Origin of the sequence: Fulvimarina endophytica (genome assembly GCF_003403015.1) — a bacterium.
GTDB lineage: Bacteria > Pseudomonadota > Alphaproteobacteria > Rhizobiales > Rhizobiaceae > Fulvimarina > Fulvimarina endophytica.
Genome location: NZ_QURL01000006.1, coordinates 113,366 through 126,856, shown reverse-complemented (window position 1 = coordinate 126,856; position 13,491 = coordinate 113,366). Strand labels below are relative to the sequence as shown.

General features: G+C 67.7%; 10 protein-coding genes. 8 read left to right on the top strand and 2 right to left on the bottom strand.

Going from position 1 to position 13,491, the window contains the following annotated elements; genetic code table 11:
• Nucleotides 1-183 precede the first annotated feature (183 nt).
• Together DYI37_RS15180 and DYI37_RS15175 are read left to right on the top strand one after the other, a co-directional pair.
• A complete protein-coding gene (locus DYI37_RS15180) occupies nt 184-849 on the top strand; it encodes a YiaD family glycine zipper/OmpA-like lipoprotein (protein ID WP_116684221.1) in 666 nt (221 codons plus the stop codon).
• A gap of 358 nt (nt 850-1,207) precedes the next feature.
• The gene (locus tag DYI37_RS15175; protein WP_116684110.1) at nt 1,208-2,047 is read left to right on the top strand and encodes a TorF family putative porin; all 840 of its coding nucleotides are present in this window, start codon (nt 1,208-1,210) and stop codon (nt 2,045-2,047) included.
• Nucleotides 2,048-2,235: 188 nt separating this feature from the next.
• Here DYI37_RS15175 and DYI37_RS15170 read toward each other — a convergent pair whose 3' ends face one another.
• Together DYI37_RS15170 and DYI37_RS15165 are read right to left on the bottom strand one after the other, a co-directional pair.
• Nucleotides 2,236-2,445: a YMGG-like glycine zipper-containing protein gene (locus DYI37_RS15170; RefSeq protein ID WP_199520173.1), complete on the bottom strand. Its 210-nt coding sequence runs from the start codon at nt 2,443-2,445 to the stop codon at nt 2,236-2,238.
• A 237-nt stretch (nt 2,446-2,682) separates the two neighbouring features.
• Nucleotides 2,683-3,072, bottom strand: a complete 390-nt coding sequence (locus DYI37_RS15165) for a response regulator (RefSeq protein ID WP_116684109.1) — start codon at nt 3,070-3,072, stop codon at nt 2,683-2,685.
• Between the two features lie 457 nt (nt 3,073-3,529).
• Here DYI37_RS15165 and rho point away from each other — a divergent pair, with 457 nt between their 5' ends.
• The 6 genes from rho (at nt 3,530) to DYI37_RS15135 (ending at nt 13,451) form a co-directional block, all read left to right on the top strand.
• Nucleotides 3,530-4,789, top strand: a complete 1,260-nt coding sequence (gene rho / locus DYI37_RS15160; RefSeq protein WP_116684108.1) for a transcription termination factor Rho — start codon at nt 3,530-3,532, stop codon at nt 4,787-4,789.
• 24 nt (nt 4,790-4,813) lie between these two features.
• Nucleotides 4,814-6,307 (top strand): MFS transporter, encoded by a 1,494-nt coding sequence (locus DYI37_RS15155; protein ID WP_116684107.1) that lies wholly within the window; start codon nt 4,814-4,816, stop codon nt 6,305-6,307.
• Nucleotides 6,308-6,359: 52 nt separating this feature from the next.
• Nucleotides 6,360-6,851, top strand: coding sequence for a YbaK/EbsC family protein (locus DYI37_RS15150; protein ID WP_116684106.1), 492 nt, complete (start codon nt 6,360-6,362; stop codon nt 6,849-6,851).
• Between the two features lie 645 nt (nt 6,852-7,496).
• A complete protein-coding gene (locus DYI37_RS15145; RefSeq protein ID WP_245413944.1) occupies nt 7,497-8,354 on the top strand; it encodes a hypothetical protein in 858 nt (285 codons plus the stop codon).
• A complete protein-coding gene (locus DYI37_RS15140; protein ID WP_245413956.1) occupies nt 8,281-9,882 on the top strand; it encodes a DNA polymerase Y family protein in 1,602 nt (533 codons plus the stop codon). Before DYI37_RS15145 ends, DYI37_RS15140 begins: the two co-directional genes overlap by 74 nt.
• The gene (locus DYI37_RS15135; protein ID WP_116684105.1) at nt 9,879-13,451 is read left to right on the top strand and encodes an error-prone DNA polymerase; all 3,573 of its coding nucleotides are present in this window, start codon (nt 9,879-9,881) and stop codon (nt 13,449-13,451) included. Before DYI37_RS15140 ends, DYI37_RS15135 begins: the two co-directional genes overlap by 4 nt.
• Nucleotides 13,452-13,491 lie beyond the last annotated feature (40 nt).

The window sequence follows — 13,491 nt, the reverse complement described above, 5'->3', positions numbered from 1 at the left end:
CCCTCGCGAACGGCAATGGAGAGGCGCATGATCGTTGCGGCCCGGCAACGCGTTCAGGCCGAGTTCAGCGCCGGCGGCTAAGCCGTATTTGCGACACGCGTCCTTCCTATGGCGCGTTCACGAGGCCGTTCGTCGAAAGCCGCGGCTCGACAAGATCTACTCATGCTGGAGCCTTCGAACACCATGATCCGGACCATTCTCGTCGCCCTGTCCCTTTCCGTCGCCCTCGCCGGCTGCACGACGGACCCCTATACGGGCGAGATGAAGATCTCCAACACGCTCGGCGGAGCGGGCCTCGGAACGGGCCTCGGCGCGGCCGGCGGCTATCTCGTCGCGCGCGCCACGGGACAGGACGAGGGCACCGCCGCCGCCATCGGCGCCGGCATCGGCGGCCTCGCGGGTGCCGGCATCGGCGCCTATATGGACAATCAGGAAGCCCAGCTCCGCCAGCAGCTCCAGGGCACCGGCGTCTCGGTGACGCGCGTCGGCGACCGCATCATCCTCAACATGCCCTCCAACGTCACCTTCCCGACCGACCAGGCGCAGATCCTGCCGGCCTTCTATCCGACCCTCGATTCGGTCGGGCTCGTCCTCCAGAAGTTCGACGACACGATCATCAACGTCTATGGCCACACCGACAGCCAGGGCAGCGACGGCTACAATCTGAGGCTTTCCCAGCAGCGCGCCTCCTCGGTCAGCCAGTATCTGGCGAGCCGCGGCGTCAGCCCGAACCGCCTGAACACCCAGGGTTACGGCGAGAGCCAGCCGATCGCCGACAACGCGACCGAAGCCGGCCGCGCCCGCAATCGCCGCGTCGAGGTGCAGATCTCGCCGCTCTCCACCCGCTGAGGCCAAGGGCGCCGGGGCGGCTTCCACCCACGGCGCCCGCCCCCAGCGTCCGACCCGGCAGCAGACGCCGACCGCCGGTCCCGATCGCAAGACCGGGCCCGTGCGATCTCAGAACCGCAGGCGAGGATCGGGCCGACTCTTCAAGGCTGATCGCCCCCTGCACACGTGCCGATCGTCGCACTGCCACCTCAGGCAAGGCCGCCCGGCCCAACGGGTCGAGCCTGTGACGGTTTCGTCACGATCTTTGTCGCAAATTTGCCACAAATGATTTCCGCCTCGGATCCGGTGGTTTCATTCCCTTACGGGATCGCCTCTCATGCGGGCGTAGCCTTCGAACCCCGCACAGGATCCCCAACCGATGACGATTTCTCTTCCGCGCCATCCGTCCCTGCTTCTCGCCACCTGCCTTACGGTTGCAGGTTTCGCGATCGGCCCGGCGGCGGCTCAGGAATCGCCCGGTTCCCAGGCCGACGGTTCCGGCCCCGCCCCCATCGGCACCGATCGCGGCTGGGACATCCAGGACAGCCCCTTCGATCTCAACCTGACGGTCGCAGGCACCACCGACTACGTCTCCCTTCGCGGCTTTTCGCAGACCGATCGCAATCCGGCGATCCAGGCGACGCTGGACGCCTCGCTCTACGATTTCCATGCGGGCTTCTTCACCTCGAACGTCTATTTCGGCACGCCCGAGCCGGATGTGGAATTCGATCCCTTCATCGCCTATCGTCCGAGCTTCGGCCCCTGGTCGATCGACGTGACGGCCTATTACTACTTCTATCTCGACAATGACGACCTCAACTATCCGGAGGTCTTCAACACGGTGTCCTATACCTTCGAGGACGTGGCCACCATCGGCGCGACCTTCGCCTACGCGCCGAACTATTTCGGCGACGACCGCGAAACGGGCACGTTCTACAAGGGCAGCCTCTCGGTTCCCCTGCCGAACAATTTCGAGTTCTCCGGCTCGCTCGGCTATCAGGATTTCGACAAGGGCCTCTTCGATCGCCATCTCGTCTGGGATGCGGGCGTGACCTACACCTTCGAGGACGCGTTCTCCTTCGACGTGCGCTACCACGACACCGATCTCGACGCCTCGACCCAGTGCACGGACACTTTCAAGTGCGGCTCGACGGTGGTCGGCACCCTGTCCTTCACGACGGGATGGAAGGCGCTGAACAAGCTCGCCCGCGGCAACTGAGGCGGCCGGGACCGGGACCCGGCGCCTCGCCCCACGAAAAAGCCCCGTTCCTGCCGATGCGGGAATGGGGCTCCTTCGTTCGGCCTTTCAGGGGCGGATGCGCCACCGGCCGGCGATTTGATGTCGGCTGGAACCGGAGGGTCGCCTCAAGCGACCGCCCGGTTCCATCGATCGCGAAACCGCGTTCGTCAGTAGTTGCGGCCCACATAGGCACCGCCGGCACCGCCGGCGATCGCACCGACGAGCGCGCCGCCGCTTCCACCGACCGCATCGCCGATCACGGCGCCGGACGCACCGCCGATACCGGCGCCCGCGAGGGTGCGCTGGGTGCGGCTGCAGCCGACGGAGGTTGCGAGAGCGACGGCGAGAACGGCGGTGCAGGCCAAGCGCATGGTCATGAAGTGGATCCTTCCATCTTGGGATTTCCGGGAAAGATGCCCGGTTCGCGACCGCTTTCAATAAGCGACCGGTAGTTTTCAGGAAATTGTGAGAAGGACGGAACCGGACATCGCCTGACCAAGCACCGATGCCTCCCCGAACGCCGACGTCTTCGGGAATGGACGGATCAGGCGATCGCGAACGAATGCCTCAGGCGCAATGGAATCGCGAACGCGCGGGGCCTTACGGAAAAATCCTCAGACGGCTTCCGCGATCCGCGTCAGGGTCCGCGTGAATTCCTTGGCCTGATACGGCTTGGCGAAGAAATCGACATCGATCGGCAGCGAGGACTTGTTGATGCGCGGATGCCCGGACACGACGATGATGCCCATATTCGGGAATTCGCGATGCACCCGTTCGGCCAGTTCGATGCCGTTCATGCTGCCGGGCATCTCGACATCGGTGAAGAGGACCCGAATGGACGGATGATTGCGAAGGATCTCCATCGCCTCGTCGGCATTCGACGCCTCGAGCGCCATATATCCGGCATCTTCCACGAGATCGACCGCATCCATCCGCAGGATCGGCTCGTCCTCGACGACGAGAACTTCGATGGACGAACGTGTGGGTGCGCTGGGAGCGGTCATATGCCCCTATCGCGCCAGGATTGGAAAGGTTGCAGTTAACTCACGCAACCGTGATCGTTACCCGGCAAACGATGTCTGAGCCCGCGGTTTCACTCCGCCAGATCCCGTCTTGCGGGCGAGCGCTGCGAACCAGGGCCCGGTCGGGCCGGATGGCTCCGGAAGCGGCACTGTATCGCGAACGAAGCCCGGTCCGGCCCTGCCCATCCTTGCCCCATACTTGCTTCACTGCGGACCTGCGGCTATATGGCATCGATAAGTCCCTCCTCGTGGCTGCGCGCTTCGCCCGGCCACACCTCCCAGTTCGCATTCCACCTCCGCTCCGGAGGTCATGGATCCATGCCTCGCTCCACGGCGATGCTCGCACGTCCCGAACCCGGACCGACGAGCCCCAGCCGGTCGCGATCGCCGATCCCGATGCCGAGGCCTTCAACCCTTCCCAACTCATTCGCGTTGTTTCATGAAACTCCAAGACCTTAAGAACAAAAGCGCCCCCGAACTCATCGCCTTCGCGGAGGAGAACGAGGTCGAGAACGCCTCCGTCCTGCGCAAGCAGGAGCTGATGTTCGCGATTCTCAAGCAGCTCGCCGCCCAGGACGAGGAAATCATCGGCGAAGGCGTCGTCGAGATCCTCCAGGACGGGTTCGCCTTCCTGCGCTCGCCGGACGCCAACTACCTGCCGGGACCGGACGACATCTACGTCTCGCCCTCCCAGATCCGGAAATTCCAGCTGAAGACCGGCGACACCGTCGAAGGCCCGATCCGCTCTCCGAAGGAAGGCGAGCGCTATTTCGCCCTTCTCAAGGTCAACACGATCAATTTCGACGATCCCGAGAAGATCCGGCACAAGAGCCATTTCGACAATCTGACGCCGCTCTATCCCGACGAGCGCTTCAAGATGGAGATCGGCGATCCGACCTCCAAGAAGGACATGTCGGGCCGCGTGATCGACCTCGTCGCCCCGCTCGGCAAGGGCCAGCGCGGGCTGATCGTCGCGCCGCCGCGCACCGGTAAAACGGTTCTTCTCCAGAACATCGCCCATTCGATCACGGCGAACCATCCCGAATGCTATCTCATCGTCCTGCTCATCGACGAGCGGCCGGAAGAGGTGACCGACATGCAGCGCTCGGTGCGCGGCGAGGTGGTCTCCTCCACCTTCGACGAACCGGCGCAGCGCCATGTCGCCGTCGCAGAGATGGTCATCGAGAAGGCCAAGCGCCTCGTCGAGCACGGCCGCGACGTGGTCATTCTCCTCGATTCCATCACCCGCCTCGGCAGAGCCTACAACACCACCGTTCCCTCCTCGGGCAAGGTGCTGACCGGCGGTGTCGACGCCAATGCGCTGCAGAGGCCGAAGCGCTTCTTCGGCGCGGCCCGCAATATCGAGGAAGGCGGCTCGCTCACCATCATCGCGACGGCCCTCATCGATACGGGCAGCCGCATGGACGAGGTCATCTTCGAGGAGTTCAAGGGCACCGGCAATTCCGAGATCGTGCTCGACCGCAAGGTCGCCGACAAGCGGACCTATCCGGCCATGGACATCCTGAAGTCCGGCACGCGCAAGGAGGACCTCCTCATCCAGCGCTCGGACCTGCAGAAGATCTTCGTCCTGCGCCGCATCCTCTCCCAGATGGGCACCACGGACGCGATCGAGTTCCTGAACGACAAGCTGAAGGCGACGAAGACCAATGCGGACTTCTTCGACTCCATGAACACCTGACCTTCGCGAAAGGGCCGGCGCCGCGTGCAGAAGACCGACCCCGAGGGCGCCCTGCCCGATCGCCTGTTCGCCCGCGTCTCCTATGGGGGAACGGCGTTCGCGGCGCTCGCCGCCCTCGTACCCTTCCTCTTTGCCGAAGGCGCGATCTCGCTGATCGCGCCTTCGATCTCGGGAGGGCTCGGCACCGGGAAGGACGCGGTCTCGCTTGCGAGCTATCTCGGCACCGGGGCCTATGCCTTCGGCGCGCTGATGGGCGGCGACCTCGTGCGCCGCTTTCCCCAGCGCAGCCTGTTCCTCGCCGTGCAGGCTCTCTCGACCCTCGGCTGGGCGATCCTTTCGGCCTCGCACGGGGTCTGGCTCTTCGCCCTCGCCCAGATCCTCGTCGGCTTTGCCGGCGGCGCGCTCCTCGTCATCGCCCTGCCGCCGCTTCTGCAGAAGTTTCCGGCCGGCAAGATCCCGACGAGCGCCTTCCTGGTCAATTTCGGCCTGTTCGGCGCGGTCGCGGCCGGCCCGCTCATCGGCGGTGTCGTCGCCATGGCGGAGGGGGCCGGCTGGCGCTGGTTCTTCGCGCTCTTTTCCGTCACCGGCAGCATCGCCCTCCTGGCCGCCGCCCGCCATCTGCCGGGCGGCCCGCCGAAGGAGCCGGACCGTTCCGTGGACTGGACGGCGATCGGGCTGACGCTTGCCGCGACCCTCCTGCCGTTCACGGCGATCGGGCTGATCCCCTATCAGGGGCTCCTTTCGCCCGCCGTCCTCCTGCTTCTCGTCACCGGCCTTGGCTGTTTCTGCGCCTTCGTGGTCAACCAGTACGTGGCCCGCGAACCGCTCGCGCCCATCGACGAGGCCCTCAACACCTTCTCGCTGATGGGGCTGATCGTCGCCACCATCGGCGGCGGCGTGTTCGTGACCTGCGTCTCGCTGCTGACCACCCTGCGCAAGGGGCAGGAAGGCGGCGTCCTCGAACTCGGGCTGTCCTTCTGGCCGCAGCTCCTCGGCGTCGTCGTCGCGGCCGGTCTCTTTGCCGCCGTCATCCGCACGCGAATGCTGCTTCCCTTCGTCCTGTCGGGTCTTGCCGCGATTCTCGCCGGACCGCTCCTCCTGACATTCGGGGGCCTCACCGACGACGGCCTCTTTGCCCTTTCGATCTTCGTCATCGGCTACGGCGCCGGGGCGACGGTGAGCCCGGGCCTTCTGTTTTCGGCCGTCTCGATGCCGGTGAAGCTGCTTGCCGGCGTCATCGCGATGATCGAACTCTCGCGGGCGATCGGCAATTTCCTCGCAGCCCCCATTCTCATCGACGCCTCGCGCATCGCCCATGCCTCCGCCAGTCTGGAGATGCCCGGCGCCCAGCTCGCCCTGACGGTGCTTCTCGCCATCACGAGCGCCGGCGTTCTCGCCGCCCTTCTCCTCTACGTCACCGGACGGCGCGGGCTCGTGCGGGCCGAATTCGAGCCTTGGATCGCCAACGGCAAGCCGGCCTTCGACAGCCCGAGGCTCTTTGCGAGGCTGCGCAAGTGACCCAAGATGCGGACCGTTTATTCGAAGACATGGATATGAGGACGATCGCCCGATGACCGAGACCGACCCCAAAGCCCCCCATCCGGCCGTTCGCCGCGTGGTCGAGGACGCCGCCGCCAAGGGCGTGAAGGCGAAGATCGTCCATACCGAGACGACCGCGCGCTCGGCCGAGGAGGCGGCGAGGACGCTCTCGGTCTCGGTCGGCGAAATCGTCAAGACGCTGGTCTTCAAGGGCACCGAAAGCGGTCGGGCCTACATGCTTCTCGTCTCCGGCGACAACCGCGTCGACGAGGCGGTGGTCGGCGAGGCACTCGGCGAGGGCCTGACGCGCCCCGATGCGGCCTTCGTGCGCGAGGCGACGGGCTTTGCCATCGGCGGCGTCTCCCCCTTCGGCGCGACGGGCGAGGTCACCCTCTACATGGACGAGGACCTGTTCCGCTTCTCCTCGGTCTGGGCGGCGGCCGGCACGCCGCACGACGTGTTCGAGGTGGTGCCCCTGCAATTGCGCAGCGCCACCGGCGCCCGGCTCGGCCCGGTGAAATAGGGACGGCCCGCCCCGCCCCTCTGCCTCCCGCGTTCTCAGGCATCCTCCGGCGCGCCGGAAAACGAGCCCGGGCCCCGGTTTCCGGTCGATCCTCCACCGGGACGGGGGCGATGCAGCATGCCGTCCGGGCCGAGGCGTTTCCGCCTCACCTGTGAAAGGAATATATCCATATCATAGGCATTCTTGACTCTTCCTGTTGCCTCTGGAATCCATTGGAACATATCGGGAACAACCGAATCCAATGACGCAGAGGCCGGCCGCTTTCCAAACGAGCGGCGGAAGGAGGAAGGCATGCCAGCTTGCATCTCGCGCGCACCTCTTCGAGCCCCCAGGATCGACGAGGCCTGCAGGAACCCTCGTGAAATCAGCGACCTGGAGCCGGAGGAACCCTCGGTTCTGGACACACTGCGCCATGCGGTCTCGCGGATCGAGAACAAGCCGCCCACCTGGTTTTCGGGTGTGAATCGGCAACCGGACGTCCGGCACCCGCTCGTGCGGGACGTGCCGAAGGGGTCGGAGAGCGCCGGCTCGGGGCGGGTGCGACCGAAAGACACCTATCCTAATATCACGGCCTTCCCTTCTCCCGGCAAGGCCCGGTCGCGGCAAGCGGAGGAGCCTGCCCGCCGGAAAGGTGCGGACGCCGCGATGGGGGCGGAAGAGATCGGCGACGGCGACGGCGACGATCGGGCAGTCGGGGAGGCCGGCACGGGGTCCCTGCCGCCGCGCCTTCGCATCGATGGCCGGCCGGCCACGGTCTCTCTCGGAGAGGCCGGCGTGGACGCGGCCCTCGGCGGCGGCTTTCCGGCAAGCGGCCTCAGCGAGATCCACGGCGAGGCGGTGCGCGATGCCGGCTGCCTTTCCGGCCTTGCCGCAGGCCTTGCCAGCCGGCTCGGCGCAACGCCCGGCCGGCCCGTCCTGTGGATCACCGAGCGTCCCGCCCTCCACGAGGCGGGTTTTCCCTATCCCCTCGGCTTTCACGCCTTCGCCGTGCCGGCGGGCGCGATGACCCTCGTCTGCGTGCGCCGTCTGGAGGATGCGATCTGGGCGGCGGAGGAGGCCGCGCGCTGCGCCGCTCTCTCCCTCGTCGTGCTCGAAGCCCTCGGCAATTCCCGCCAGCTCGGCCTCGAGGGCACGCGGCGGCTGCATGTGCGGGCCGAGAAGACCGGCCTGCCCCTCGTCCTCATGCGCCAGAGCGCCGAACCGCAGGCGACCGCCGCCCCGTTTCGCCTGCGCATCCGGCCCGGCCCCGCCCGTCCCGTCGGCGATCTCGCCGATCAGCCCCGCCTCATCGGCGCGCCGCTCTTCCGCCTCGCGGTCGAAAAGAACCGTTTCGCGCCGCCTTGTCTCATCGATCTCGCCTGGAGCTTCCATGACCGCTCGTTCCGCAACGCCCGATCCGTCGGCGCAGAACCGCTTCCTGGCGCTCACGATGCCCAAGCTGCCGACCGACCGGATCATCCGCGACCGGCTGGGGCGCAGCTGGCGTTCAGGCGCACCGGCTGAGAGCACGGCCGAGCCGCTGGCGCTCTACCAGAACGCGGCCAATGCCAACCGCATCACCGCCGTCTGCGAACGGGCCGAAGGTCTCGGTCTCGGCCTCGGCATCGGCCTTTCGGAAGCCCGGGCGCGGTTTCCGGCGATCGAGGCGCAGCTTGCGGACCCCGCCGCCGATCGCCGGCTGCTCGTCGCCGTCGCCGACTGGTGCGACCGCTACACCCCCCTCGTCGCCCTCGATCCGCCCTTCGGCCTGATCCTCGACATTTCCGGCTGCGCCCATCTCTTCGGCGGCGAGCGGGGGCTGATGGACGACCTCCTGGCGCGGCTCTTCGACCAGGGCTTTCTCGCGCGGGCCGCGATCGCGGGCTCGGCCGGGGCCGCGATCGCCCTTGTCGGCGTTCCGGCCGCCCCGCGCATCGTACGCTCCGGCGAGGAGCGGGCCGCCGTCGCGCAGCTTCCCGTGGGCGTGCTGCGGCTCGAAGCCGAGACCGCCGGCCTCCTCCACCGGCTGGGCCTCAAGACCATCGCCGCGCTTATGGACCAGCCGCGGGCGGGACTTGCCCGGCGCTTCGGCAAGGGCCTCCTACGCGCCCTCGACGAGGCGACGGGCCTTGCCGAGCGGCCGATCTCGCCGCGCCGGCCGGTGCCCCGGCTCATCGCCGAGCGCCGCCTGTTCGAGCCGATCGCCCTCGAGGAGGACGTCGCCCGCGTCCTCCTTGCGCTGGCGCTGCGCCTGAAGCCAGACATGGAGGCGCGCGGCATCGGTGCGCGCAATCTCGAACTGTCGCTCTTCCGGGTGGACGGCGTCGTCAACCGCGCCCGGATCGGCACGGCCCAGCCGGTGCGCGAGCCGGACGCCGTCGCGCGCCTCTTCAAGGAGCGCCTGAAAAGCCTCGGCGACGAATTCGACGCCGGCTTCGGCTACGATCTCGTCAAGCTCGCCGTCTACGAGACGGACCGGCTGGAGGCGTTCCAGACCGATCTTTCGGGCGAGGCGGGCGCCGATACGGCCTTTGCCCATCTCGTCGACCGCATCGGCGCGCGGCTCGGTCCCGGCAGCGTGTTCTGCGCGCGCGAGCGCGACAGCTGGCAGCCCGAACGGGCCTCCGGCTGGCGGCCGCTCGCGGACGGCGAGGACGGGGGCGGCTCCCGTGCCGCGGCCCCTGCGCATGGGCTCCCGCCCTCCTCCCGGGCTCTTGCGCAGGACCTGCCCGCCCGCCCCTTGCGCATGCTGGTGCGGCCCGAGCCCGTCGAGGCGAGCTTCGTCGTTCCCGACGGCGCCCCCGTCTCGTTTCGCTGGCGCCGCGCGCTCTACCGGGTGCGCCGCGCCGAGGGGCCCGAGCGCATCGCCGGCGAGTGGTGGCACGAGGACCGGCCGGCCCGGGACTATTTCCGGATCGAGGACGAGGCGGGCCGGCATTTCTGGCTGTTCCGCGAGGCCGCCCACGATACCGATCTCGATCCGGACTTCGTCATGACCACCGGGGCGAGGGCCGGCTCGCCGGCCTGGTACATGCATGGCCTCTTTCCGTGAGCGGCGCGCCTCATCTACCGGCGACGCCCTTCGCGGAGATCGGCGTCGCCAGCTGCTTCTCCTTCCTGCGCGGCGCCTCCCAGCCCGAGGAGCTGACGGTCACCGCCAAGCGGATGGGCCTGTCCGGCTTCGGCCTTGCCGACCGCAACACGGTCGCGGGCGTCGTGCGCGCCTATCAGGTGGCCAAGGAGGAGGGCCTCGCCTTTGCGCCGGGCGCACGCCTCGTCTTCTGCGACGAGACCCCGGACATCCTCGCCTATCCGCGCGACCGCACGGGATGGGGCCATCTCTGCCGCCTTCTCTCCACCGGCAATCTGCGCGCCGAGAAGGGGCGATGCGAGCTCTATCTGCCGGATCTTCTGGAATGGGGCGAGGCGATCAATCTCGCCGTCCTCGCCCCCGATGCGATCGGATGCGGCGAAGGGCCGGCGAGCGAGGCGAGACGGGAAGCCCTCGCCGCCGTTCTGGAGAAGCTCCGCGAAGCCTTTCCGGGCCGGGTGCGGCTGGCCGCGCGCTATGCCCATGACGGGCTCGACCAGCGCCGGCTCGCCCGCCTCGACAAAATCGCTTCGGCCTGCCGCACGCCGCTTCTGGCCACCAACGACGTTCTCGCCCACGCCCCGCAGCGCCGCCGGCTCGCCGATGTGATGGTCTCGATCCGCGAGCATGTGCCGCTCGAGGAGGCCGGCCGGCTCACCGCCATGAATGCCGAGCGCCACCTGAAGCCCGGCGCCGAGATGGCCCGGCTGTTTTCCGCCTGTCCCCATGCGGTCGAGGAGGCGAACCGGTTCTTCGGCGAGCTCGCCTTCGATCTCAAGAGCCTGAAATACGAGTATCCCGACGAAGCCCTCGGCCTTTCGGGCTCGCCGCGCGAGGAGCTGCGCCGCCTTTCCGAGGAAGGCGCCCGCTGGCGCTATCCGAACGGGGTTCCGCCCGAGGTCACCGCCCGCATCGAGCACGAGCTCGCGATCATCGCGACGCTCGGCTACGAGCCCTATTTCCTCACGGTCCATCACATCGTGAAATTCGCCCGCTCCAGGGGCATCCTGTGTCAGGGGCGCGGCTCGGCCGCCAATTCCGTCGTCTGCTACGTCATCGGCGTCACCGAGGTCTCGCCCGAGCGCGCCGGTCTCCTCTTCGAGCGCTTCATCTCGCCCGATCGCAAGGAGCCGCCCGATATCGACATCGATTTCGAGCACGAGCGGCGCGAGGAGGTGATCCAGTACATCTTCGAGCATTACGGCCGCGACAACGCCGCCCTCGCCGCGACCGTCATCACCTACCGGGCCCGCTCGGCCCTGCGCGAGGTCGGCAAGGCCTTTTCCCTTTCGGACGACGCCGTCTCGGCGCTGTCCGGCGCGGTCTGGGGCTATCACTCCTCCGATATCGGGGAGCGCGAGGCGAAGGCCGCCGGACTGTCGATCGAGGATCGCACGACGGCCGCCGTCCTGAAATATGCCGAGGAGATCGCCGGCTTTCCCCGCCATCTCTCCCAGCATGTGGGCGGCTTCGTCATCACGCGCGGGCGGATCGACGAGACCGTGCCGATCCTTCATTCCTCGATGGACGGGCGCACCATCATCGAATGGGACAAGGACGATATCGACGAGCTCGGCATCCTGAAGATCGATATCTTGGCACTCGGAATGCTGTCCGCCCTTCGCCGCGCCTTCGAGATGATCGAGGCCTGTTACGGCCGCTCGATCACGCTCGCGGACCTGTCCGAGGCCCAGGACGACCCGGCGACCTTCGCGATGATCCAGCGCGCCGATACGCTCGGCGTCTTCCAGATCGAGAGCCGGGCGCAGATGACCATGCTGCCCAAGCTGAAGCCGGAGTGCTTCTACGATCTCGTCATCGAGGTCGCGATCGTGCGGCCCGGCCCGATCCAGGGCGACATGGTGCACCCATACCTGCGCCGGAAGATGGGCCTCGAAAAGCCGACCTATCCCAAGCCCGAACTCGAAGCGGTGCTGAAGCGCACCCTCGGCGTGCCGCTGTTCCAGGAACAGGCGATGATGATCTCCATCGTCGCGGCCGGCTTCACCCCCACCGAGGCCGACAAGCTGCGCCGCGCCATGGCGACCTTCCGGCGGGTCGGCACCATCCATACCTTCAAGAAAAAGATGATCGAGGGCATGGTGGCGCGCGGCTACGAGGCCGAGTTCGCCGAGCGCTGCTTCAAGCAGATCGAGGGGTTCGGCGAATACGGCTTTCCCGAAAGCCACGCCGCCTCCTTCGCGCTCCTGACCTACGCCTCCTGCTGGCTGAAATGCCATTATCCGGACGTCTTCGCGGCGAGCCTCCTCAACGCCCAGCCCATGGGCTTCTACGCCCCGGCCCAGATCGTGCGCGATGCGCGCGAGCACGGCGTGTCCTTCCGGCCCGTCTCGGTCAACCATTCCCTTTGGGACCAGACACTCGAGCCGGAGGCCTTCGACCCCTCCGCCATCGCCCACAGGCACCGGGACATGCGCCCGGCCATCTGGTCGTCCCATGCGGTTCGTGTCGGCTTTCGCCAAGTGAAGGGCCTGTCGCAGGCGGAGATCGCGGTTCTGGTGGCAAAGCGGGACGAGGGCTATGATTCGGTGCGCGATGTCTGGCTGCGCACCGGATTGAAGCGCGCGGTCATCGAGCGCCTCGCCGAGGCCGACGCCTTCGCCTGTCTCGGCCTGTCCCGGCGCGATGCCCTCTGGGCGGTGCGCGCCCTCGATCCGCGCGGCGCGGCCGAGCGCCTGCCGCTCTTCGAGACCGCCTCGGCGAAGGATCTCCAGAGCGAGGCCGATGCGCGCCTGCCGCCCATGCGCCCCGGCGAGGAGGTGGTCAACGACTACCGTTTCCTCTCCCTCTCCCTGAAGGCGCATCCGATCTCCTTCGTGCGGGCGGTGCTGCGAGAGCGTCGCATCATCGAGAACCAGCGGCTCGAAACCCTGAAATCGGGCTCGCGCGTCGATGTCAGCGGCCTCGTCCTCGTGCGCCAGCGCCCGGGCTCGGCCAAGGGCGTCATCTTCATCACCATCGAGGACGAGACGGGCGTCGCCAACATCATCGTCTGGCCGAAGGTCTTCGAGCGCTTCCGCCCGCTCGTCCTCGGCGCCCGCTTCCTGCGCGTGAGAGGGCGCATGCAGAGCGATCGCGGCGTCATCCACGTGGTCGCCGAAACCCTGGAGGATCTGACGCCGCTGCTCGCCCCCGTCGCGGCGGGCGAGGAGATCGGCAAGGCGGGGATCGCGCCGGCAGACCACGTGCGCGCGCCGCTGCGCTATCACGGCAATGCCCGCAAGGGCGCGATGAGCGAGGCGGAGGCCGATGCGGCAGCGTTTGCCGCCGGCTCCCTGGCCGCCGCGATCTGCAATGCCGACGAGGTTCGCCGGCCGATCGACGATGACGCGCGCACACGGGCCTTCGTCAGGCGCCATGGCCACCGCGCCCGCACCGCGTCGATGGAGCCCGATGACGGGCGGCCCGATCACGATTCGGCGATGGTGGGACCGCCCGTTCCGCAGGATGCGCGGCTAAGCCACGGAAATGTCGTTGCCATTTTGCCGCGCGGACGAAACTTCCACTAAGGGAGGGGCTTTCGGGGACTTCCCCGATCGCTCACGATCC